This is a genomic window from Vogesella sp. XCS3 (genome assembly GCF_020616155.1).
Lineage (GTDB): Bacteria > Pseudomonadota > Gammaproteobacteria > Burkholderiales > Chromobacteriaceae > Vogesella.
The window spans coordinates 2,239,710-2,261,415 of sequence record NZ_CP085530.1; the positions used below are offsets into that span (position 1 = coordinate 2,239,710).

Below are 21,706 nucleotides of genomic sequence, written 5' to 3' on the forward strand. Positions count from 1 at the left end.
AAGGAAACGCCGCAAAATGCGGCGTGTCTAGCGGCCAGTCTTGGACCCCGTCAGGGATGATTTCGGAGGAACCCCCGAAAACAGCCATTATACAGAGGGGTTGCCCCCTCTGCAAGCATTACACTTGGCGAGCTTTCTCGACCAGTGCAGTGACAGCCCAAGTTTTTGTTTTCGAGAGCGGACGAGTCTCGCTGATGACTACGATGTCACCGGCGCGGAACTCGTTGTTCTCATCATGGGCGTGAAACTTCTTGGAACGACGAATAACTTTACCGTAGATTGGGTGCTTTACTTTGCGCTCAACCAGGACAGTTACTGTCTTATCCATTTTATCGCTGACTACTTTACCAGTCAGCGTACGAACCACTTTAGTGTCGCTCATATTATGCAGCCTTCTCTTTCAGAACGGTGCGGACACGCGCGATGTCACGACGCACTTTTTTCAGCTCGCTGTTTTTAGCCAGCTGCTGGGTTGCGTGTTGCATGCGCAGTGCGAACTGAGCTTTCAAAAGACCGAGCAGTTCGGCTTTGAGCTCATCAACGTTCTTGGCTCTCAGTTCAGTCGCTTTCATTACTGGCCCACCTGTTTAGTCACAAACACCGTCGGGATTGGCAGCTTGGCAGCAGCCAGACGGAACGCTTCACGAGCCAGTTCTTCAGCAACGCCGTCCATTTCGTACAGCATCTTACCTGGCTGAATTTCTGCCACGTAGTATTCAGGAGAACCTTTACCCCCACCCATACGAACTTCGGCTGGTTTGGAAGTAATTGGCTTGTCCGGGAATACACGGATCCAGATACGACCGCCACGTTTGATGTGACGAGTCATTGCACGACGTGCGGCTTCAATCTGGCGAGCAGTCAGACGACCACGGCCCAGAGCTTTCAGACCGAAGTCACCAAAGCTCACTTTGTTGCCACGGGTAGCAATACCAGTATTGCGACCTTTGTGCTGTTTACGGTATTTGAGTCTAGTTGGCTGCAGCATTACGAGCTCCTGCCTTTCTGGATTTCTTCTCAGGTGCTACCGGGGCTGCCTGAACCTGACCTGGCTTCATGTCACCCTTGTAGACCCATACCTTGATACCGATTACACCGTAGGTGGTGTGGGCTTCGGAAGTAGCGTAGTCCACATCAGCACGCAGAGTGTGCAGTGGAACACGGCCTTCGCGATACCACTCGCTACGAGCAATGTCGATACCGTTCAGACGGCCGGAGCTCATGATCTTGATGCCCTGAGCACCCATGCGCATTGCATTTTGCATGGAACGCTTCATGGCACGACGGAACATTACGCGTTTTTCCAGCTGGGAAGCGATACCATCGGCAATGATCTGCGCATCGATTTCCGGCTTGCGAACTTCTTCGATGTTCACATGCACAGGTACACCCATGCGACGCTGCAGTTCTTTTTTCAGAACTTCAATGTCTTCACCTTTTTTACCGATTACAACACCCGGACGGGCGCTGTGAATGGTAATACGGGCGGACTTGGCTGGACGCTCGATAACGATGCGGCCAACTGCAGCATGAGCGAGCTTCTTCTTCAGGAATTCACGAACTTCGATATCCTGCTTCAGCTGACCTGCAAAATCGTGCGAGTTTGCAAACCACTTGGAAGCCCAGTTTTTTGTTACTGCGAGACGGAAACCCGTCGGATGAATCTTCTGACCCATAGCTTACCCCTTAGTTGCCAACACTTAGCGTGATGTGGCAGGTCTGCTTCTCGATGCGGTTACCACGGCCTTTGGCACGTGCGGTAAAGCGCTTGAGGCTAGGACCCTTGTCAACATAGATGCTCGTCACTTTCAGAGTATCGATATCCGCGCCTTCGTTGTGCTCAGCGTTAGCAATAGCGGATTCCAGTACTTTCTTGATCAGTGCAGCACCCTTTTTCGGGCTGAAAGTCAGAATGTTCAGTGCCTGACCAACGGATTGACCGCGGATCAGATCTGCTACCAAGCGGCACTTCTGTGCCGAAAGGCGTGCATTATTCAGTTGTGCAGAAACTTTCATCGCATCACCTTATTTCTTCTTGGCCTTCTTATCAGCCGCATGGCCTTTGAAGGTACGAGTCAGCGAGAATTCACCAAGCTTGTGACCAACCATGTTCTCGGACACATAAACCGGCACGTGAGTGCGGCCGTTGTGTACGGCGATAGTCAGACCGATGAAGTCCGGCAGAATGGTCGAGCGACGGGACCAGGTCTTGATCGGGCGCTTGTCATTCGTCGCACGCACCGCATCCACTTTTTTCAGCAGGTGGAGATCAACGAACGGGCCTTTTTTAAGCGAACGTGCCATAAGTCAATTACCCCTTATTTCGAAAAGCGACGGCGTACGATCATATTGTCGGTACGCTTGTTGCGACGGGTACGGAAGCCCTTAGTTGGGGTACCCCATGGGCTTACTGGCACGCGACCTTCACCGGTACGGCCTTCACCACCACCGTGCGGGTGATCCACCGGGTTCATGGCAGTACCACGAACGGTCGGACGAATACCGCGCCAGCGGTTTGCACCGGCTTTACCAATCTTACGCAGGCTGTGCTCTTCGTTACCTACTTCGCCAACAGTGGCGCGGCAGTCAACGTGTACCTTGCGGATCTCGCCGGAGCGCAGACGCAGCTGGGCGTAAACGCCTTCGCGGGCCAGCAGCATAGCGGAAGAACCAGCGGAACGAGCGATCTGAGCACCTTTACCCGGCTGCAGTTCGATGCAGTGGATGGTGGTACCAACTGGAATGTTGCGGATAGGCAGTGCATTACCAGCTTTGATCGGAGCTTCGGCACCGGACATCAGCTCAGCACCTGGCTTAACGCCACGCGGAGCGATGATGTAACGACGCTCACCGTCGGCATAGCACAGCAGTGCGATGTGGGCGGTACGGTTCGGATCGTATTCGATACGCTCAACTTTAGCCGGGATCGCATCTTTGTTGCGACGGAAGTCTACGATACGGTAGTGCTTCTTGTGGCCACCACCCTTGTGACGGGTAGTGATGTGACCGTTGTTGTTACGGCCAGCAGTCGAAGTTTTCTTTTCAACCAGCGCAGCGAACGGAGCGCCTTTGTGCAGGTCTGGATGTACGACCTTAACAACGGCACGACGACCTGCGGAAGTCGGTTTAACTTTTACGAGAGGCATGCTCTATCTCCTTACTCCGCAACGGCCGGGGTGGCGGTCAGGTCAAGTTCTTGACCCGGAACCAGGCTTACATACGCCTTTTTCCAGTCCTTGCGGCGGCCAACGAAGCGACCAAAACGCTTGGTTTTGCCCTTAACGTTGACAGTGGAAACACCTTCAACCTTGACATTGAACAGCAGTTCAACGGCAGCCTTGATTTCCGGCTTAGTTGCATCGGTAGCAACGCGGAAAGCAACCTGCTGGTTTTTCTCGGCAACCAGTGTGCTCTTTTCAGACACGATCGGCGCCAGGATTACTTGCAGCAAACGTTCCTGGTTCATACCCACTGCTCCTCGAGTTGCTTCACGGCATCACGGGTGATTACCACTTTCTTGAAGCGTACCAGGCTGAACGGGTCAGCTTGCTGAGCTTCAATTACCAGCACGTTAGGCAGGTTACGGGAAGATAGATACAGATTCTCATCCAGCTCTTTGGTGATGATCAGTGCACGATCCAGACCCAGCGCTTTCACCTTGGCGGCGAACTCTTTGGTCTTCGGCGTAGCAACATTCAGCTCATCAACAATGATCAGGCGTTCGTCACGAACCAGCTGGGACAGAATGGTAGCCATACCTGCGCGGTATTGCTTACGGTTCACTTTGTGAGTGAAGTTTTCGTCCGGCTTGTTCGGGAAGGTGCGACCACCACCACGCCACAGCGGGGAGGAAGTCATACCGGCACGAGCACGGCCTGTACCTTTCTGGCGGAAAGGCTTTTTGGTCGAGTGTTTAACCTCGGCACGAGTCAACTGCGCACGGTTACCGCTACGGGCGTTAGCCAGGAAGGCAGTAACAACCTGATGTACCAGTGCTTCGTTGTAGTCACGTGCAAACAGTGCTTCAGAAGCTTGCAGGGCGTCTACTTGCTGACCCTGGGCATTGATCACTTTCAATTCCATTATGCACCTGCCTTCACGCTAGGACGCACCACTACGTCGCCGTTCTTGGCACCAGGCACTGCGCCTTTTACCAGAATCAGTTGACGCTCTACGTCGATACGAACGACTTCCAAGCACTGAACAGTGCTCTTCACATTACCGTACTGACCTGCCATGCGCTTACCCGGGAATACACGGCCCGGATCTTGCGCCTGACCGATAGAGCCAGGGGAATTGTGGGAAACCGAGTTACCGTGGGATGCACGGTTGGACGAGAAGTTGTGACGCTTGATGGCGCCAGAGAAGCCTTTACCTTTGGAGGTACCGGTAACATCTACCAGTTGGCCAACGGTGAAGATTTCAACGGACAGCGCATCACCAACATTCAGCGACGCCAGTGCTTCTGCAGTGAGGGTGAACTCACGCATAGTACGGGCGGCTTCAATGCCGGCCTTAGCGAAGTGACCGGCTTCTGCCTTGGTCACACGGTTGGCCTTGCGGGCACCTGCAGCAACTTGGACAGCTACGTAGCCATCGGTTTCTGCGTTTTTAATTTGCGATACGCGGTTTGCGGACATATCCAGCACAGTTACTGGGACGGTTGCGCCGTCTTCAGCAAAAATGCGGGTCATGCCGACTTTGCGACCGACTAGACCTAAAGTCATGGTTATTTCCTTTACAGGCGCCGATTACGATTGACCGGCTTGCTCAAAGAAAAGCGGACTCATCAAAATGATGAGTCCGCGACTTTATCACAGAAAAATCAATGCTTGCAAGCACTTAGCAAACAAACATTGTAAATCCGTAATTACTGAAGCTTGATTTCCACATCCACGCCAGCTGGCAGGTCCAGCTTCATCAGCGCATCAACGGTTTTATCAGTCGGATCAACGATGTCCATCAGGCGCAGGTGGGTGCGGATTTCCAGCTGATCGCGGGAAGTCTTGTTCACGTGCGGGGAACGCAGTACGTTGAAACGCTCGATTTTGGTCGGCAGCGGAACCGGGCCCTTAACAACGGCACCAGTGCGCTTGGCGGTTTCAACGATTTCCTGAGCAGAGCGATCGATCAGATTGTAATCAAAAGCTTTCAGACGGATACGGATTTTCTGGCTTTGCATGGTATTAACTCCGCGTCCGATTAGGCGATGATCTTAGCAACAACGCCGGCGCCAACAGTGCGGCCACCTTCACGGATCGCGAAACGCAGACCTTCTTCCATAGCGATCGGAGCGATCAGTTCTACGGTGATTTCTACGTTATCGCCTGGCATAACCATTTCCACGCCTTCGGACAGGCTAACAGCGCCAGTCACGTCAGTAGTACGGAAGTAGAACTGCGGGCGGTAGTTAGCGAAGAACGGAGTGTGACGGCCGCCTTCGTCTTTGCTCAGTACGTATACGGAAGCAGAGAACTTGGTGTGCGGGGTGATGGAACCCGGCTTGGCCAGAACCTGACCACGCTCAACGTCTTCACGCTTGGTGCCACGCAGCAGCACGCCAACGTTATCGCCAGCTTGACCTTGGTCCAGCAGCTTACGGAACATTTCCACGCCGGTGCAGGTGGTTTTTACGGTGGCTTTCAGGCCAACGATTTCCAGTTCTTCACCAACTTTAACGATACCGCGCTCTACACGACCGGTAACCACGGTGCCGCGGCCGGAGATGGAGAATACGTCTTCGATCGGCAGCAGGAACGGCTTGTCGATAGCACGTTCTGGAGTCGGGATGTAGGAATCCAGGGCATCAGCCAGACGGAAGATGGCTGGTTCGCCGTATTCGGATTGGTCGCCTTCCAGTGCCAGACGAGCGGAACCGGTAACGATCGGAGTGTCATCGCCTGGGAAGTCGTAGGAAGACAGCAGATCGCGCACTTCCATTTCAACCAGCTCCAGCAGCTCAGCGTCATCCACCAGGTCAGCCTTGTTCAGGAAGACGATGATGTAAGGAACGCCAACCTGACGGGACAGCAGGATGTGTTCGCGAGTCTGTGGCATTGGGCCGTCAGCTGCGGAGCAAACCAGAATAGCGCCGTCCATCTGGGCAGCACCGGTAATCATGTTTTTAACGTAGTCGGCGTGACCTGGGCAGTCTACGTGAGCGTAGTGACGTGCTTCGGTTTCGTATTCTACGTGAGCGGTGTTAATGGTAATACCGCGAGCTTTTTCTTCTGGCGCGCTGTCGATCTGGGAGTAGTCTTTAGCTTCGCCGCCGAATTTCTTGGACAGAATGGTGGTGATAGCAGCGGTCAGGGTAGTTTTACCGTGATCCACGTGACCGATGGTACCAACGTTTACGTGCGGCTTGGTCCGCGCAAACTTTTCTTTTGCCATTTTGCAAACTTCCTTAATTAAAGAACAAACAGTTCAAAGGTTGGCCGCATCTGCGGCCAACCTCAACGCGCAAATTACTTACGAGCAGTCATCACTGCTTCAGCGATGTGCTTCGGTGCTTCAGAGTAGTGCTTGAACTCCATGGAGTAAGTAGCACGACCCTGGGTAGCGGAACGCAGGTCGGTGGAGTAGCCGAACATCTCGGACAGAGGAACCTCTGCCTTGATCTTCTTGCCGCCCACGCCATCATCGTCCATACCTTGAACAATACCGCGACGACGGTTCAGGTCACCCATCACGTCACCCATGTATTCTTCAGGGGTCTCTACTTCAACGGCCATCATCGGCTCGAGGATGCAAGGACCGGCACGACGCATGGCTTCTTTGAATGCCAGCGAACCGGCCAATTCAAACGCGATCTGCGACGAGTCAACATCGTGGTAGGAACCGAAGGTCAGACGAACAGTTACGTCCACCACCGGGTAGCCAGCCAGAATACCGTTGTTCAGCGAGTTACGGATACCCTTATCAACGGAAGGGATGAATTCGCGAGGAATCACACCGCCTTTGATCTCGTCGATGAACTTGTAGCCTTGACCTTCGCCGGACGGTTCCAGAGTGATTGTACAATCACCGTACTGACCTTTACCGCCAGATTGCTTGGCGTGCTTACCTTGCACGTCAGCAACAGTCTTGGTGATGGTTTCGCGGTATGCCACTTGCGGCGCACCCACGTTGGCTTCAACACCAAATTCGCGACGCATACGGTCAACCAGAATTTCCAGGTGCAGTTCGCCCATACCGGAAATAATGGTTTGTGCCGATTCTTCATCGGTACGTACGCGGAAGGAAGGATCTTCCTTGGCCAGGCGGTTCAGGGCAACACCCATCTTCTCCTGGTCGGCCTTGGTTTTCGGCTCAACAGCTACGTGAATCACCGGCTCCGGGAACACCATGCGTTCCAGAATGATCGGGGAATCAACAGCACACAGGGTTTCACCAGTGGTTACTTCTTTCAGGCCGATACCTGCGGCGATATCGCCAGCACGTACTTCGGTGATTTCCTGACGGTCGTTAGCGTGCATCTGCACGATACGGCCCATGCGCTCTTTCTTGCCTTTAACCGAGTTCAGCAGGGTGTCGCCAGAGTTAACCACACCAGAGTAAACACGGAAGAAGGTCAGCTGACCTACGTACGGGTCGTTCATCAGCTTGAATGCCAGAGCGGAGAACGGGGCTTCATCAGAAGCTTCGCGAACGGTAGCGGTACCGTCTTCGTTCTCACCCGGTACTGGAGGTACGTCCAGCGGGCTAGGCAGCAGCTCAACAACCGCATCCAGCATACGCTGAACGCCTTTATTCTTGAACGCGGAGCCGCACAGCATCGGCTGGATTTCGCAACGCAGTGTACGCTGACGCAGACCATGAACGATTTCTTCTTCGGTCAGGGTCTCGCCTTCCAGGTACTTGTTCATGGTGTCTTCGTCGACTTCTGCCGCCGCTTCAACCATTTTCTCGCGCCACTCTTCAGCAACCGCTACCAGCTCGGCCGGGATCTCGCCGTATTCGAACTTCATACCCTGGGAAGCTTCATCCCAGATGATGGCCTTCATCTTCAGCAGATCTACCACGCCTTCGAAGCCGTCTTCAGCACCGATAGGCACAACGATAGGCACCGGGTTACCGCGCAGACGGGTTTTCACCTGTTCTACAGCACGGAAGAAGTTGGCACCTTGACGGTCCATCTTGTTCACGAAAGCGATACGCGGCACTTTGTACTTGTTAGCCTGACGCCATACGGTTTCAGACTGAGGCTGTACGCCACCTACCGCGCAGTAAACCATTACCGCGCCATCCAGAACACGCATGGAACGCTCAACTTCGATAGTGAAGTCAACGTGCCCCGGGGTGTCGATGATGTTGAAGCGGTGTTCCGGGAACTGCAGGCCCATACCTTTCCAGAAGGTAGTGGTTGCAGCGGAAGTGATGGTAATACCGCGCTCTTGCTCTTGCTCCATCCAGTCCATGGTGGCTGCGCCATCATGCACTTCACCGATCTTGTGGTTTACACCGGTGTAGAACAGGATACGTTCGGTGGTAGTGGTCTTACCAGCATCAATGTGAGCAGAGATACCAATGTTACGGTAGCGCTCAATGGGGGTTTTCCTAGCCATGGCCAGAATCCTTTCGCAGGATGAATATTAGAAGCGGAAGTGCGAGAACGCCTTGTTGGCTTCTGCCATACGGTGAACTTCGTCACGCTTCTTCATCGCGCCGCCACGGCCTTCAGCTGCATCGATCAGCTCACCAGCCAGACGCAGGTCCATGGATTTTTCGCCACGCTTACGCGCAGCATCACGCAGCCAGCGCATTGCCAGCGCCAGACGACGGGAAGGACGTACTTCAACAGGAACTTGATAGTTTGCACCACCTACGCGGCGGCTTTTTACTTCAACGATCGGCTTGGCGTTGGAGATAGCAGTGTTGAACACTTCTACCGCGTTTTTGCCGGTCTTTTTCTCGATTTGAGCGAGAGCGCCGTAAATGATGCGTTCAGCAACAGACTTCTTGCCGTCGATCATTACAACGTTCATGAATTTGGTCAGATCCTGGCTACCAAACTTCGGATCCGGCAGGATGTCGCGCTTAGGCACTTCTCTGCGTCTTGGCATTTCAATTCCTTCACTATATTCAGTTGAGCTTATGCTCGCGACTACTCAACAAAGCAGCCACTTACTCGACGGACGTATCCGCCGCTTAATGCCCTAAAATTACTTAGGACGCTTCGCGCCGTACTTGGAGCGAGCTTGCTTACGGTCTTTAACGCCAGCAGTATCCAGCGAACCGCGAACAGTGTGGTAACGCACACCTGGCAAGTCTTTTACACGACCGCCACGGATCAGCACTACGGAGTGTTCCTGCAGGTTGTGGCCTTCACCACCGATGTAGGAAATCACTTCGAAGCCATTGGTCAGACGAACCTTGCACACTTTACGCAGAGCGGAGTTCGGTTTCTTCGGGGTAGTGGTGTATACACGGGTGCACACGCCACGCTTCTGCGGGCAGGCCTCCAGTGCAGGCACCTTGCTCTTCGACAGAACCGCAGTGCGGCCTTTGCGAACGAGTTGGTTAATAGTTGGCATTACTATCAGTTCCTAGTTGATTCTCTTGGCGGCACCATACCACCAAGAAAGACGTGGATTATATTTTAGTCAACCACTTAGCGTCAATGAAATAACGCTGCCCTACCAACGTTAGACGTTGATAGGACAGCGTTTTTTGGGTTTAGTACAACTTAGTGTGTACTAGAGCCAGCGTCGATCTGCTCTTCCAGCGGTGCAAACTCGACATTCAGATCACCTGTGGCGTTCTGACGGCGACGGTTGCGGTGGTAAGCCAGACCCGTACCTGCCGGGATCAGACGGCCAACGATCACGTTTTCTTTCAGACCACGCAGATCGTCTTTCTTGCCCATGATCGCCGCTTCGGTCAGCACGCGGGTGGTTTCCTGGAAGGAAGCCGCCGAGATGAAGGAGTCGGTGGACAGCGATGCTTTGGTAATACCCAGCAGTACGTTGTCGTACTGTGCCGGGATCTTGCCTTCGGCAGCCATCTGGTCGTTGGTCTCCAGCACTTCTGCGCGCTCTACCTGTTCGCCGGTGATGAAATCGGTATCGCCGGAATCGGTGATCACCACACGACGCAGCATCTGGCGAACAATCACCTCGATGTGCTTGTCGTTAATCTTCACGCCCTGCAGACGGTACACTTCTTGCACTTCCTGGCCAATGTAGCGGGCCAACGCTTCGATACCCTGCAGACGCAGGATGTCGTGCGGGTCGACAGCGCCGTCGACGATCAATTCGCCGCGGTTTACTACCTGACCATCGTGCACCAGTACGTGTTTGTCTTTCGGGATCAGGCTCTCGTAGGCATTGCCGTCCAGATCGGTAATGATCAGACGTTGCTTGCCCTTGGTGTCCTTACCGAAGGAAACAGTACCCGTTACCTCTGCCAGCATGCCGGCATCTTTCGGCGAGCGGGCTTCGAACAGCTCGGCCACACGTGGCAGACCACCGGTAATATCGCGAGTCTTGGACGATTCTTGCGGAATACGTGCCAGCACTTCACCCTTACCGACTTCCTGACCGTCACGCACGGTAATGATCGCGCCAACCTGGAAGGTAATCGATACGGATGCATCGGAACCAGCCAGTTTCACTTCGTTGCCGTTCTCGTCCAGCAGCTTCACCAACGGGCGCAGCATTTTGGACTGTGCACTGGCGCGACGCTTGTTGTCGATCACCACCAGGGTGGACAGACCGGTTACTTCGTCGGTCTGCTTGGCAACAGTTGCGCCCTCTTCCACGTTTTCGAACTTCACGCGGCCAGAGTACTCGGTGATGATCGGACGAGTGTGCGGATCCCATGTTGCCAGCACTGCACCGGCCTTGATGGTCAGACCGTCGGTCACCATCAGGGTCGCGCCGTACGGCACTTTATGGCGTTCGCGCTCGCGGCCAACGTCATCGTGAATCACCACTTCACCGGAACGGCTGATCACGATCAGCTCTTCCTTGTTGTTCTTCACATAACGCATCTGGCTGGAGAAGCGTACGGTACCGTTGGACTTACCTTCTACCTGGCTGGCAGCGGCATTTCGCGAGGCTGCACCACCAATGTGGAAGGTACGCATGGTCAGCTGGGTACCCGGCTCACCAATCGACTGCGCAGCGATCACGCCGACAGCTTCACCAGCGTTAACACGCTTACCACGCGCGAGGTCGCGGCCGTAGCACTGTGCGCACAAGCCGTAGCGGGTGTCGCAAGTGATGGCGGTACGCACTTTGACTTCGTCGATACCACGCTCGTCGATCAGGTCTACCAGTGCTTCGTCCAGCAGGGTGCCGGCTTCGATCACCGTTTCGCTGGTGGACGGATCCACGACATCGCTAGCAGTCACACGGCCCAGAATACGGTCGCGCAGGGCTTCGATTACGTCACCACCCTGAACCACGGCCTTCATCACGAAGCCATTGGAGGTGCCGCAATCGTCCTCGATCACCACCAGATCCTGCGTCACGTCTACCAGACGACGAGTCAGGTAACCGGAGTTGGCGGTCTTCAGTGCCGTATCCGCCAGACCCTTACGTGCACCGTGGGTGGAGATAAAGTACTGCAGAACCGTCAGGCCTTCGCGGAAGTTGGCGGTAATTGGTGTTTCGATAATGGAGCCATCAGGCTTGGCCATCAGACCACGCATACCGGCCAGCTGTTTGATCTGCGCTGCGGAACCCCGAGCGCCCGAGTCGGCCATCATGTAAATGGAGTTGAACGACTCTTGATCGACTTCCTTGCCTTCGCGGTCGATAACCTTCTGCTTGGACAGCTCGTCCATCATGGCCTTGGCGATCTTGTCGCCGGTACGGCCCCAGATATCCACTACCTTGTTATAGCGTTCGCCCTGGGTAACCAGACCTTGACGGTATTGCTCTTCGATCTCTTTGACTTCTTTCTGTGCTTCGCCCAGCAGGTCGAATTTCTTCGCCGGGATTTGCATGTCGTCCACGCAGATGGAAATACCACCACGGGTAGAGTAGGCAAAACCGGTGTACATCAGCTGGTCAGCAAAGATCACCGTGTCGCGGATACCGCAACGACGGAAGGAGCCGTTGATCAGACGGGAAATTTCTTTCTTCTTCAACGCACGGTTGATGAACTCGAACGGCAGGCCTTTTGGCAGGATCTCGGACAGGATCGCGCGGCCAACAGTGGTGTTGTAACGCTTGGTTACGGCCACGAATTCGCCTTGATCGTCCTTTTCCCACTCTTTCAGGCGCACGGTAATACGTGTACCCAGTTCCACCTGACGGGTTTCGTAGGCGCGATGCACTTCAGCGGTGTCAGCGAAAGCCATGCCTTCGTTGCGGCCGTTGATCTTGTCGCGGGTCATGTAGTACAGACCCAATACGATATCCTGGGAAGGAACGATGATCGGCTCGCCGTTAGCTGGGGACAGCACGTTGTTGGTAGCCAGCATCAGGGTGCGGGCTTCCATCTGCGCTTCCAGCGACAGCGGCACGTGAACAGCCATCTGGTCACCATCAAAGTCGGCGTTAAATGCCGCGCAGACCAGCGGGTGCAGCTGAATGGCCTTGCCTTCGATCAGCAGTGGTTCGAAAGCCTGGATACCCAGACGGTGCAGTGTAGGTGCACGGTTCAGCAGTACCGGATGCTCGCGGATCACGTCTTCCAGGATGTCCCATACTTCCGGCACTTCCTGCTCTACCAGCTTCTTGGCAGCCTTGATGGTGGAGGCCAGGCCCAGCACTTCCAGTTTGTGGAAGATGAAAGGCTTGAACAGCTCCAGTGCCATTTTCTTCGGCAGACCGCACTGATGCAGACGCAGGGTCGGGCCTACGGTAATCACGGAACGACCGGAGTAGTCCACGCGCTTACCCAGCAAGTTCTGACGGAAACGACCGCCCTTGCCCTTGATCATGTCGGCCAGCGACTTCAGCGGGCGCTTGTTGGCGCCAGTCATGGCCTTGCCGCGACGGCCGTTATCCAGCAGCGAGTCAACCGATTCCTGCAGCATGCGCTTTTCGTTGCGCACGATGATGTCCGGGGCGCGCAGCTCAAGCAGGCGCTTCAGACGGTTGTTACGGTTGATCACGCGGCGGTACAGGTCGTTCAGGTCGGACGTGGCGAAGCGGCCACCATCCAGCGGCACCAGCGGGCGCAGCTCGGGCGGCAGTACCGGCAGCACTTCCATGATCATCCATTCCGGCTTCATGCCGGAACGCTGGAAGGCCTCAAGCACTTTTAGGCGCTTGGCGATCTTCTTGATCTTGGTGTCAGAGCTGGTAGCTTCCAGTTCGCGACGCAGGGTCTCGATTTCGGAAGTCAGGTCCAGCTTTTTCAGCAGTTCGCGCACGGCTTCGGCACCCATCAGGGCAACGAACTCTTCACCGTACTCGTCCAGCTTGTCCAGGTAGTCTTCTTCGGTCAGCAGCTGACGTGGTTGCAGGCTGGTCAGACCAGGCTCGGTCACCACGAATGCTTCGAAGTACAGCACGCGTTCGATGTCACGCAGGGTCATGTCCAGCACCATACCCAGACGGGACGGCAGGGACTTCAGGAACCAGATGTGCGCAACAGGCGACGCCAGTTCGATGTGACCCATGCGCTCGCGGCGCACTTTGGACAGGGTAACTTCCACGCCGCACTTCTCGCAGATCACACCGCGATGCTTCAGGCGTTTGTACTTACCGCACAGGCATTCGTAGTCCTTTACCGGGCCAAAAATGCGTGCGCAGAACAGGCCATCACGTTCCGGCTTGAATGTCCGGTAGTTGATGGTTTCTGGCTTTTTAACTTCACCGAACGACCAGGAACGGATCTTGTCCGGGGAGGCGATGCCGATCTTAATCGCATCAAACTCTTCTTCTTGCGTAACTTGCTTAAAGAGATCGAGCAGAGCTTTCATTGCGTCTCCATTCAGGAGGAAGCCTGCGGCCAACGTTGGCCGCAGACTGCCTTACCTAATTAATAACGTTCCAGGTCGATATCCAGGCCCAGCGAACGGATTTCCTTCACCAGCACGTTGAAGGATTCCGGCATGCCGGCATCGATCTTGTGTTCGCCCTTGACGATGTTCTCGTAGATCTTGGTACGACCGGTCACATCGTCCGACTTCACAGTCAGCATTTCCTGCAGGGTGTAGGCGGCACCGTAAGCTTCCAGTGCCCACACTTCCATCTCACCGAAACGCTGGCCACCGAACTGCGCCTTACCACCCAGCGGCTGCTGGGTAACCAGCGAGTACGGGCCGGTGGAACGGGCGTGCATCTTGTCGTCTACCAAGTGATGCAGCTTCAGGTAGTGCATGACACCCACGGTAACCTTGCGGTCGAAGGCTTCGCCGGAGCGGCCATCGTACAGGGTCATCTGGGTTTTGCTGCCATTGAAACCCAGCTGCTCGGTATGCGGATCTTCGCTTGGGTAAGCCAGATTCAGCATGTGCATGATTTCCGACTCTTTGGCACCGTCAAATACCGGTGTCGCGAAAGTCATACCCTTGCGCAGGTTTTCTGCCAGCAGTTTCACTTCAGCATCGGACATATCCACCAGCTCGACTTTCTTGCCGGTGTCGTTGTAGATGCGTTCCAGGTAGCTGCGCAGTGCTTCCATGCCTTGCTGTTGCTTCAGCATACGGTCGATACGTTCGCCGATACCTTTGGCAGCCCAGCCCAGGTGCACTTCCAGAATCTGACCGATGTTCATACGCGACGGTACACCCAGCGGGTTCAGCACGATATCTACCGGGCGACCATCTGCCATGTACGGCATGTCTTCCACTGGCAGAATGCGCGATACCACACCCTTGTTACCGTGACGACCGGCCATCTTGTCACCGGCTTGCAGGCGACGTTTCACGGCGATGTACACCTTGACCATCTTCTGCACGCCCGGTGGCAACTCATCGCCCTGGGTCAGCTTGCGCTTCTTGTCGTCGAACTTCAGGTCAAACTCTTCGCGTTTCTGCGACAGGCTTTCCTTGATCAGTTCCAGCTGCTTGGCGATGTCTTCATCAGCCATGCGGATATCGAACCAGTCGTGCTTGGTCGGCAGGCCGGCCAGGTACTCGGTGTCGATCTCGGTGCCTTTGGCCAGACGCTTAGGACCGCCGTTGGCCACCTTGCCCACGATCAGACGTTCGATACGGCTGAAGGCATCGTTGTCGAAAATACGCAGCTGGTCGTTCAGGTCCAGGCGATAGCGCTTCAGTTCGGCATCAATGATGGACTGGGCACGCTTGTCGCGCTCGATACCTTCGCGGGTAAACACCTGCACGTCGATCACGGTGCCAGTCATGCCGGTAGGCACGCGCAGCGAGGTGTCTTTAACGTCCGAGGCTTTCTCACCGAAGATGGCGCGCAGCAGCTTCTCTTCCGGTGTCAGCTGGGTTTCACCCTTCGGTGTTACCTTGCCCACCAGCACGTCGCCAGCTGTCACTTCTGCACCGATGTACACGATACCGGCGTCGTCCAGACGGCCAGCCATACGCTCGGACAGGTTCGGGATATCGCGGGAGATTTCTTCCGGCCCCAGCTTGGTGTCACGGGCAACAACCGACAGCTCTTCGATGTGAATCGAGGTGTAGCGGTCGTCAGCTACGACTTTTTCGGAGATCAAAATCGAATCTTCGAAGTTGTAGCCGTTCCACGGCATAAAGGCGATGGTCATGTTCTGACCCAGTGCCAATTCGCCGATATCGGTCGAGGCGCCGTCAGCCACCACATCACCGCGGGCAATCAGGTCACCTACCTTCACGATAGGACGCTGGTTGATGTTGGTGTTCTGGTTGGAGCGGGTAAATTTGGTCAGGTTGTAGATATCTACACCGACTTCACCGGCCATGGCTTCTTCGTCGTTCACACGCACCACAACACGGTTTGCGTCAACGTAATCCACCACACCACCACGACGTGCGATCACGGTAGTACCCGAATCGACAGCCACATCGCGCTCGATACCGGTACCCACGAACGGTTTTTCCGGACGCAGGCAAGGCACGGCCTGACGTTGCATGTTGGCGCCCATCAAGGCACGGTTTGCATCGTCATGCTCCAGGAACGGAATCAGCGAGGCCGCAACCGATACCACCTGGCCGGTAGCCACGTCCATGTACTGTACGCGGTCTGGGGTGGCCAGAATGGTTTCGCCTTTTTCGCGGCAGGTAACCAGCTCGTCGATCAGGTTGCCGGCTTCGTCCAGCTCGGCGTTAGCCTGAGCAATCACGTAGCGGCCTTCTTCGATAGCAGACAGATAGTCAATCTCGTTGGTTACCTTGCTGTCGATCACCTTGCGGTACGGGGTTTCCAGGAAACCGAACTCGTTGGTACGTGCGTACACGGACAGCGAGTTGATCAGACCGATGTTCGGACCTTCCGGTGTTTCGATCGGGCACACCCGGCCGTAGTGGGTCGGGTGTACGTCACGCACTTCGAAGCCGGCGCGTTCGCGTGTCAGACCACCAGGACCCAGGGCCGATACACGGCGCTTGTGGGTCACTTCGGACAGCGGGTTGGTCTGGTCCATGAACTGCGACAGCTGGCTGGAGCCGAAGAATTCCTTGATCGCTGCCGAAACCGGTTTGGCGTTGATCAGGTCATGCGGCATCAGGTTGTCGGATTCAGCCTGGTTCAGACGCTCTTTCACGGCACGCTCAACACGTACCAGACCAGCGCGGAACTGGTTCTCGGCCAGCTCGCCTACCGAACGCACACGACGGTTACCCAAGTGATCGATATCGTCCACTTCGCCACGGCCGTTACGCAGTTCGCACAGGATGGCAATCACGGAAACGATATCTTCGGTCGCCAGCACGCCATCGGTTACATCACGACGGTGGCCGAACTTTTCACCGACCAGGGTCTTGAACCACTCTGGCGATTTTTCGTCGAATTTGTACTGGAAGGTACGGGTGTTGAACTTCATGCGGCCAACACGGGACAGGTCGTAGCTGTCCTCGTTGAAGAACAGGCGCTGGAACAGCTGCTCGACTGCGTCTTCTGTTGGCGGCTCGCCTGGGCGCATCATGCGGTAGATGGCCACGCGCGCGGACAGCTGGTCGGCAGTATCGTCACCACGCAGGGTTTGCGAGATGTATGCACCGTGGTCCAGGTCATTGGTATACAGCACGTCCACTTCGGAAACGTCCTGGATATCCATTTTGGCCAGCAGATCGTCGGTGATTTCCTCGTTGGCACGGGCGATGATCTCGCCGGTTTCCGGGTTCACTACGTTGTTGGCCAGCACTTTGCCTACCAGCACGTCAAACGGTACTTCGATACGGTCCAGGTTGGCCGCAACGATGTCGCGAATGTGCTTGGCAGTAATGCGCTTGTCTTTGGCAACGATCAGTTTGCCGTCTTCGCCCACGATATCGAACTTGGCCACTTCGCCTTTCAGGCGCTCGGCAACCACTTTCATGAACACGCCGTTGCCGGTGAGGTAGAAAGTATCGGTATTGTAGAACTCGGACAGAATGCGTTCGTTGGTGTAGCCCAGTGCCTTCAGCAGGATGGACACCGGCATCTTGCGACGACGGTCAATACGGAAGAACAGCTGATCCTTGGCATCGAACTCGAAGTCCAGCCAGGAGCCGCGGTAAGGAATCACGCGAGCGGAGAACAGCAGTTTACCGGAAGAATGCGTTTTACCGCGATCGTGCTCGAAGAACACGCCCGGGGAACGGTGCAGCTGGGAAACGATGACACGCTCGGTCCCGTTGATAATGAACGACCCGTTCGAAGTCATCAGGGGGATTTCACCCATGTACACTTCGTTTTCGCGCACTTCTTTTACAACAGGCTTGGACGATTCTTTGTCCAGAATGGTCAGGCGGATACGTGCACGCAGTGGCGATGCGAAGGTAATGCCGCGCAGCTGGCATTCCTGAACATCGAACGGCGGGTCGCCCAGTACGTAATGCACAAAGTCCAGACGTGCAAAACCATTGTGACTGTTGATCGGGAAGATCGACTTGAATGCAGCCTGCAGGCCTACATCCTTGCGCTGATCAAACGGCACACCCAGCTGGAGAAACTCGGTGTACGAATCGATCTGGGTCGCCAACAGGAATGGGACGTCGAGAACAGTATTACGCTTCGCAAAACTTTTACGAATACGCTTCTTCTCAGTAAACGAATAACTCATAGAGTCTCCATCATGGGGGGGTGGCGCAAGAAACCAAACGTCAGCAACCACGCACAACTTGAATGCTGACCTTTGCCATCTTGCAAAGCATCACAAGCGCAACAAGGCTGGCGGATTACTCCGCCAGCCTGACTAATCTTCCCTAAGGAAGATTATTTTACTTCAGCCTTAGCACCGGCTTCGGTCAGTTGCTTCAGAACGTCTTCAGCTTCAGCTTTGGAAACGCCTTCTTTAACTGCTTTAGGAGCGCCGTCTACCAGGTCTTTGGCTTCTTTCAGGCCCAGACCGGTGATAGCACGAACAACCTTGATCACGTTAACTTTGTTGTCGCCAGCAGCGGACAGGATAACGTCGAATTCGGTTTTCTCTTCAGCAGCAGCAGCGCCAGCAGCCGGGCCAGCAACGGCAACAGCAGCAGCGGATACGCCGAACTTCTCTTCAAACGCCTTTACCAGGTCGTTCAGTTCCATAACAGTCAGACCAGCAACTGCGTCGAGGATATCTTCTTTAGTGATAGCCATTTGTATAACTCCTGAATACTATTGATTTCGAATGAATTAAGCGGCTTCGGATTGCTTTTGCTCGGCCAGAGCGGCCAGAGCGCGGGCAAAACCGGATACCGGAGCCTGCATAACGAACAGCAGCTTGGACAGCAGCTCTTCGCGGCTCGGGATAGATGCCAGTTCGGCTACTTCGGCAGCATTCAGCAGCTTGCCGTTGTAGGAACCTGCCTTGACAACAATCTTGTTGTCTTCTTTGGCAAACTGGTGCAACACCTTGGCAGCAGCTACCGGGTCAACAGATACACCGTATACCAGCGGGCCAACCATTTGGTCAGCCAGCGCTTCGAACTGGGTACCAGCAACCGCACGGCGTACCAGCGTGTTCTTCAGAACACGCAGGTACACGCCATTCTCACGCGCTTTAGCGCGGAGTTTGGTCATGCTGCTAACCTCGATGCCCCGATATTCAGCGATAACGAGAGTCTGTGCATCTGCCAGTTGAGCAGATACTTCAGCTACGACCGCCTTTTTATCTTCGATATTGAGACTCAAGGTCCACCTCCTAGACTGAAATGAAGCAGGAAATCCTGCCCCTCTTTGCAGCGGCGACCTAATCAGGAGACATAACAAACGGATGGTGCTCATGGGCGGAATTGAACCGCCGACCTCTCCCTTACCAAGGGAGTGCTCTACCCCTGAGCTACATGAGCGTAAACGTTGAAAAGCCTTCTAAGGGTACACCATCTGCGTAGGCTACTCTTGCGAGCATTAAGTTATGCACACCTACGGTCTTTGATAATCTGGCGAGCCGAAGCCCGCCAGCCCAAAGCTTGGTGCTCATGGGCGGAATTGAACCGCCGACCTCTCCCTTACCAAGGGAGTGCTCTACCCCTGAGCTACATGAGCGTGTGCACTACCACCGGCAATTAAGCCTGAGCAGCAGCCACATCTACGCGTACACCAACACCCATGGTGCTGGATACGGCGATTTTCTTCAGATACTGACCTTTGGCAGCGGCCGGCTTGGCTTTCACCAAGGCATCTACCAGAGCAGCAAAGTTTTCACGCAGGGCTTCAACTTCGAAAGAAGCGCGGCCGATGGTAGCGTGAATGATACCTGCCTTGTCGGTACGGTACTGAACCTGACCAGCTTTAGCGTTTTTCACAGCTTCAGCTACGTTAGGGGTAACGGTACCAACTTTCGGGTTAGGCATCAGGCCACGAGGACCCAGAATCTGACCCAGTTGACCTACAACGCGCATTGCATCCGGGGAGGCAATCACTACGTCGAAGTTCAGGTTACCAGCTTTAACTTGCTCGGCCAGGTCGTCGAAGCCGACAACTTCAGCACCAGCAGCTTTAGCTGCTTCGGCGTTAGCACCTTGAGCAAATACAGCAACACGTACCGACTTACCGGTGCCGCGTGGCAGCACTACGGAGCCACGAACAACCTGGTCGGATTTACGTGGATCCACACCCAGGTTAACGGCGATATCGATCGACTCGTCGAACTTGGCAGTAGCAGCACCTTTAACCATCGAAATCGCTTCTTCAACTGCGTACAGTTTGTTGCGATCTACTTGAGCTTTCAGCGCTTGAACGCGCTTGGACAGCTTAGGCATTTACACACCCTCCACTTCGAGACCCATGGAACGGGCGGAACCGGCGATAGTACGCACGGCTGCGTCCAGATCGGCAGCGGTCAGGTCAGGAGCTTTGGTTTTAGCGATTTCTTCCAGCTGGGCGCGGGTCACTTTACCAACTTTGTCCACGTGAGCTTTAGCACTACCGGACTTGATGCCAGCGGCTTTTTTCAGCAGGATAGTTGCTGGCGGGGTCTTCATCACGAAAGTGAAGGACTTGTCCGCGTAAGCAGTGATCACCACAGGAATCGGCAGACCTGGCTCAACGCCTTGAGTCTGGGCGTTGAACGCCTTGCAGAATTCCATGATGTTCAGACCGCGCTGACCAAGAGCCGGGCCGATTGGCGGCGACGGGTTGGCTTTACCAGCGGGCACTTGCAGCTTGATATAGCCTACAATTTTCTTTGCCACGATTTAGCTCCTAGATTTGGGTATAACGCACTGCACATGCAGCGCTTCCCACACGAAGGGCGTAAGTATACGCAAAACCTTCTTTAAAAACAATAGTTACAGCTTCTCGACCTGGGAAAAATCCAGCTCAACCGGCGTATCACGACCAAAAATCTGCACAGAAACACGCAGCTTGTTACGCTCGTAATTGACCTCATCCACCGAACCATTAAAGTCGGTAAACGGACCTTCATTCACACGAACGCGCTCGCCTACTTCAAACAGCACTTTTGGCTTCGGCTTTTCCACGCCATCCTGCATCTGCTGCATGATGGACTCCACCTCTTTGGCAGAGATAGGCGCCGGACGATTGGCCGTACCACCCACAAAACCGGTAACTTTAGGCGTGCTCTTCACCAAGTGCCAAGTGTCGTCGGTCATTTCCATCTCGACCAACACATAACCCGGGAAGAACTTGCGCTCGGAAATGGAGCGCTTGCCATTCTTGATATCCACCACCTCTTCGACCGGCACCAATACCTGACCAAAGAGATCTTGCATGCTTTCGCGCTCGATACGCTCTTTCAATGCCTTCTGCACACTCTTCTCGAAACCCGAGTAGGCGTGCACTACATACCAACGCTTAGCCATTATCAACCTCGACGAAGCAATACATCATAGAAGAGCCAGGACAACGACGAGTCAACCAGCCACATAAACAAGGCAAGCACGAATACAAAGACAAACACCATCATGGTCATTTGACTTGTCTCTTTACGCGTCGGCCAAACCACTTTGCGAGCCTCTACAATCGACTCTTGCGCATACGCCACAAACTCGCGCCCTGGTGCAGAAAACCAGAATACCCCAGCCGCAGCCAAAACAGCAGCAACAAAAACCAGCGCACGCAGCATGCCCTGGGTTTCCGGCAGCAGATAAAAGCCGACAACACCTGCAATAACCAGCAGAGCAACCAAGCCGAGCTTAAGCTTATCTTGCATTTCCATATGAATTCTCGCGTTGCTTATACGTGAAAAGACTAACCGGCGTAAA

The 21,706-nt window shown here is 54.8% G+C and carries 23 protein-coding genes and 2 tRNA genes; all 25 read right to left on the reverse strand.

From position 1 onward, the window contains the following. Positions 1-118: 118 nt before the first annotated feature. The 25 genes from rpsQ to secE all read right to left on the reverse strand — a co-directional run bounded on the left by rpsQ (position 119) and on the right by secE (position 21,654). Complete coding sequence (gene rpsQ, locus LCH97_RS10680) at positions 119-382, reverse strand: 30S ribosomal protein S17 (protein ID WP_017507367.1); 264 nt, start codon at positions 380-382, stop codon at positions 119-121. Between the two features lies 1 nt (position 383). Next, a complete protein-coding gene (gene rpmC / locus LCH97_RS10685; RefSeq protein ID WP_017507368.1) occupies positions 384-572 on the reverse strand; it encodes a 50S ribosomal protein L29 in 189 nt (62 codons plus the stop codon). Then, entirely contained in the window at positions 572-988 is a 417-nt protein-coding gene (gene rplP, locus LCH97_RS10690) for a 50S ribosomal protein L16 (RefSeq protein WP_017507369.1), read from the reverse strand. Before rplP ends, rpmC begins: the two co-directional genes overlap by 1 nt. Beyond that, the gene (gene rpsC / locus LCH97_RS10695; protein WP_017507370.1) at positions 972-1,676 is read right to left on the reverse strand and encodes a 30S ribosomal protein S3; all 705 of its coding nucleotides are present in this window, start codon (positions 1,674-1,676) and stop codon (positions 972-974) included. Before rpsC ends, rplP begins: the two co-directional genes overlap by 17 nt. A 10-nt stretch (positions 1,677-1,686) precedes the next feature. Beyond that, positions 1,687-2,016, reverse strand: a complete 330-nt coding sequence (rplV, locus tag LCH97_RS10700; RefSeq protein WP_017507371.1) for a 50S ribosomal protein L22 — start codon at positions 2,014-2,016, stop codon at positions 1,687-1,689. Between the two features lie 9 nt (positions 2,017-2,025). Beyond that, positions 2,026-2,304 (reverse strand): 30S ribosomal protein S19, encoded by a 279-nt coding sequence (rpsS, locus tag LCH97_RS10705; protein ID WP_017507372.1) that lies wholly within the window; start codon positions 2,302-2,304, stop codon positions 2,026-2,028. A gap of 14 nt (positions 2,305-2,318) precedes the next feature. Then, the gene (gene rplB, locus LCH97_RS10710) at positions 2,319-3,146 is read right to left on the reverse strand and encodes a 50S ribosomal protein L2 (RefSeq protein ID WP_017507373.1); all 828 of its coding nucleotides are present in this window, start codon (positions 3,144-3,146) and stop codon (positions 2,319-2,321) included. A gap of 11 nt (positions 3,147-3,157) precedes the next feature. Continuing rightward, positions 3,158-3,466: a 50S ribosomal protein L23 gene (rplW, locus tag LCH97_RS10715; RefSeq protein ID WP_017507374.1), complete on the reverse strand. Its 309-nt coding sequence runs from the start codon at positions 3,464-3,466 to the stop codon at positions 3,158-3,160. Next, positions 3,463-4,083, reverse strand: a complete 621-nt coding sequence (gene rplD / locus LCH97_RS10720) for a 50S ribosomal protein L4 (RefSeq protein ID WP_017507375.1) — start codon at positions 4,081-4,083, stop codon at positions 3,463-3,465. The genes rplW and rplD overlap by 4 nt, the downstream gene beginning before the upstream one ends. After that, the gene (gene rplC, locus LCH97_RS10725) at positions 4,083-4,727 is read right to left on the reverse strand and encodes a 50S ribosomal protein L3 (protein ID WP_020480219.1); all 645 of its coding nucleotides are present in this window, start codon (positions 4,725-4,727) and stop codon (positions 4,083-4,085) included. The genes rplD and rplC overlap by 1 nt, the downstream gene beginning before the upstream one ends. A 143-nt stretch (positions 4,728-4,870) precedes the next feature. After that, positions 4,871-5,182: a 30S ribosomal protein S10 gene (rpsJ, locus tag LCH97_RS10730; RefSeq protein WP_017507377.1), complete on the reverse strand. Its 312-nt coding sequence runs from the start codon at positions 5,180-5,182 to the stop codon at positions 4,871-4,873. Between the two features lie 20 nt (positions 5,183-5,202). Beyond that, positions 5,203-6,393, reverse strand: a complete 1,191-nt coding sequence (tuf, locus tag LCH97_RS10735) for an elongation factor Tu (protein WP_017507378.1) — start codon at positions 6,391-6,393, stop codon at positions 5,203-5,205. A gap of 74 nt (positions 6,394-6,467) precedes the next feature. After that, positions 6,468-8,567 (reverse strand): elongation factor G, encoded by a 2,100-nt coding sequence (gene fusA / locus LCH97_RS10740; RefSeq protein ID WP_227301691.1) that lies wholly within the window; start codon positions 8,565-8,567, stop codon positions 6,468-6,470. A 27-nt stretch (positions 8,568-8,594) separates the two neighbouring features. Further along, a complete protein-coding gene (gene rpsG, locus LCH97_RS10745) occupies positions 8,595-9,065 on the reverse strand; it encodes a 30S ribosomal protein S7 (RefSeq protein WP_017507380.1) in 471 nt (156 codons plus the stop codon). A gap of 99 nt (positions 9,066-9,164) precedes the next feature. Further along, positions 9,165-9,536 carry a 30S ribosomal protein S12 gene (gene rpsL, locus LCH97_RS10750; RefSeq protein ID WP_017507381.1) on the reverse strand — a complete coding sequence of 124 codons (372 nt, stop codon included), beginning with the start codon at positions 9,534-9,536 and terminating at the stop codon, positions 9,165-9,167. Positions 9,537-9,688: 152 nt separating this feature from the next. After that, on the reverse strand, positions 9,689-13,882 hold the full coding sequence (rpoC, locus tag LCH97_RS10755) for a DNA-directed RNA polymerase subunit beta' (RefSeq protein ID WP_017507382.1): 4,194 nt from the start codon (positions 13,880-13,882) through the stop codon (positions 9,689-9,691). A 59-nt stretch (positions 13,883-13,941) separates the two neighbouring features. Next, positions 13,942-18,117, reverse strand: coding sequence for a DNA-directed RNA polymerase subunit beta (gene rpoB, locus LCH97_RS10760; protein ID WP_227301692.1), 4,176 nt, complete (start codon positions 18,115-18,117; stop codon positions 13,942-13,944). Between the two features lie 152 nt (positions 18,118-18,269). Beyond that, positions 18,270-18,638 (reverse strand): 50S ribosomal protein L7/L12, encoded by a 369-nt coding sequence (gene rplL, locus LCH97_RS10765; RefSeq protein WP_017507384.1) that lies wholly within the window; start codon positions 18,636-18,638, stop codon positions 18,270-18,272. Positions 18,639-18,674: 36 nt separating this feature from the next. Continuing rightward, complete coding sequence (gene rplJ, locus LCH97_RS10770) at positions 18,675-19,172, reverse strand: 50S ribosomal protein L10 (RefSeq protein WP_026107681.1); 498 nt, start codon at positions 19,170-19,172, stop codon at positions 18,675-18,677. Positions 19,173-19,255: 83 nt separating this feature from the next. Further along, a tRNA-Thr gene (locus LCH97_RS10775) sits at positions 19,256-19,330 on the reverse strand. Positions 19,331-19,451: 121 nt separating this feature from the next. Next, a tRNA-Thr gene (locus LCH97_RS10780) sits at positions 19,452-19,526 on the reverse strand. A gap of 20 nt (positions 19,527-19,546) precedes the next feature. Further along, complete coding sequence (gene rplA, locus LCH97_RS10785) at positions 19,547-20,242, reverse strand: 50S ribosomal protein L1 (RefSeq protein WP_017507386.1); 696 nt, start codon at positions 20,240-20,242, stop codon at positions 19,547-19,549. Continuing rightward, on the reverse strand, positions 20,243-20,674 hold the full coding sequence (gene rplK / locus LCH97_RS10790; protein ID WP_017507387.1) for a 50S ribosomal protein L11: 432 nt from the start codon (positions 20,672-20,674) through the stop codon (positions 20,243-20,245). Positions 20,675-20,770: 96 nt separating this feature from the next. After that, complete coding sequence (nusG, locus tag LCH97_RS10795) at positions 20,771-21,304, reverse strand: transcription termination/antitermination protein NusG (protein WP_026107682.1); 534 nt, start codon at positions 21,302-21,304, stop codon at positions 20,771-20,773. Between the two features lie 2 nt (positions 21,305-21,306). Then, positions 21,307-21,654, reverse strand: coding sequence for a preprotein translocase subunit SecE (secE, locus tag LCH97_RS10800; protein WP_370630729.1), 348 nt, complete (start codon positions 21,652-21,654; stop codon positions 21,307-21,309). Between the last annotated feature and the right edge of the window lie 52 nt (positions 21,655-21,706).

Bases quoted from the DNA above. Each gene is read 5' to 3' on its own strand.
- rpsQ (WP_017507367.1), bottom strand. From the start codon at position 382: ATGAGCGACACTAAAGTGGTTCGTACGCTGACTGGTAAAGTAGTCAGC.
- rpmC (WP_017507368.1), bottom strand. From the start codon at position 572: ATGAAAGCGACTGAACTGAGAGCCAAGAACGTTGATGAGCTCAAAGCC.
- rplP (WP_017507369.1), bottom strand. From the start codon at position 988: ATGCTGCAGCCAACTAGACTCAAATACCGTAAACAGCACAAAGGTCGC.
- rpsC (WP_017507370.1), bottom strand. From the start codon at position 1,676: ATGGGTCAGAAGATTCATCCGACGGGTTTCCGTCTCGCAGTAACAAAA.
- rplV (WP_017507371.1), bottom strand. From the start codon at position 2,016: ATGAAAGTTTCTGCACAACTGAATAATGCACGCCTTTCGGCACAGAAG.
- rpsS (WP_017507372.1), bottom strand. From the start codon at position 2,304: ATGGCACGTTCGCTTAAAAAAGGCCCGTTCGTTGATCTCCACCTGCTG.
- rplB (WP_017507373.1), bottom strand. From the start codon at position 3,146: ATGCCTCTCGTAAAAGTTAAACCGACTTCCGCAGGTCGTCGTGCCGTT.
- rplW (WP_017507374.1), bottom strand. From the start codon at position 3,466: ATGAACCAGGAACGTTTGCTGCAAGTAATCCTGGCGCCGATCGTGTCT.
- rplD (WP_017507375.1), bottom strand. From the start codon at position 4,083: ATGGAATTGAAAGTGATCAATGCCCAGGGTCAGCAAGTAGACGCCCTG.
- rplC (WP_020480219.1), bottom strand. From the start codon at position 4,727: ATGACTTTAGGTCTAGTCGGTCGCAAAGTCGGCATGACCCGCATTTTT.
- rpsJ (WP_017507377.1), bottom strand. From the start codon at position 5,182: ATGCAAAGCCAGAAAATCCGTATCCGTCTGAAAGCTTTTGATTACAAT.
- tuf (WP_017507378.1), bottom strand. From the start codon at position 6,393: ATGGCAAAAGAAAAGTTTGCGCGGACCAAGCCGCACGTAAACGTTGGT.
- fusA (WP_227301691.1), bottom strand. From the start codon at position 8,567: ATGGCTAGGAAAACCCCCATTGAGCGCTACCGTAACATTGGTATCTCT.
- rpsG (WP_017507380.1), bottom strand. From the start codon at position 9,065: ATGCCAAGACGCAGAGAAGTGCCTAAGCGCGACATCCTGCCGGATCCG.
- rpsL (WP_017507381.1), bottom strand. From the start codon at position 9,536: ATGCCAACTATTAACCAACTCGTTCGCAAAGGCCGCACTGCGGTTCTG.
- rpoC (WP_017507382.1), bottom strand. From the start codon at position 13,882: ATGAAAGCTCTGCTCGATCTCTTTAAGCAAGTTACGCAAGAAGAAGAG.
- rpoB (WP_227301692.1), bottom strand. From the start codon at position 18,117: ATGAGTTATTCGTTTACTGAGAAGAAGCGTATTCGTAAAAGTTTTGCG.
- rplL (WP_017507384.1), bottom strand. From the start codon at position 18,638: ATGGCTATCACTAAAGAAGATATCCTCGACGCAGTTGCTGGTCTGACT.
- rplA (WP_017507386.1), bottom strand. From the start codon at position 20,242: ATGCCTAAGCTGTCCAAGCGCGTTCAAGCGCTGAAAGCTCAAGTAGAT.
- nusG (WP_026107682.1), bottom strand. From the start codon at position 21,304: ATGGCTAAGCGTTGGTATGTAGTGCACGCCTACTCGGGTTTCGAGAAG.
- secE (WP_370630729.1), bottom strand. From the start codon at position 21,654: ATGCAAGATAAGCTTAAGCTCGGCTTGGTTGCTCTGCTGGTTATTGCA.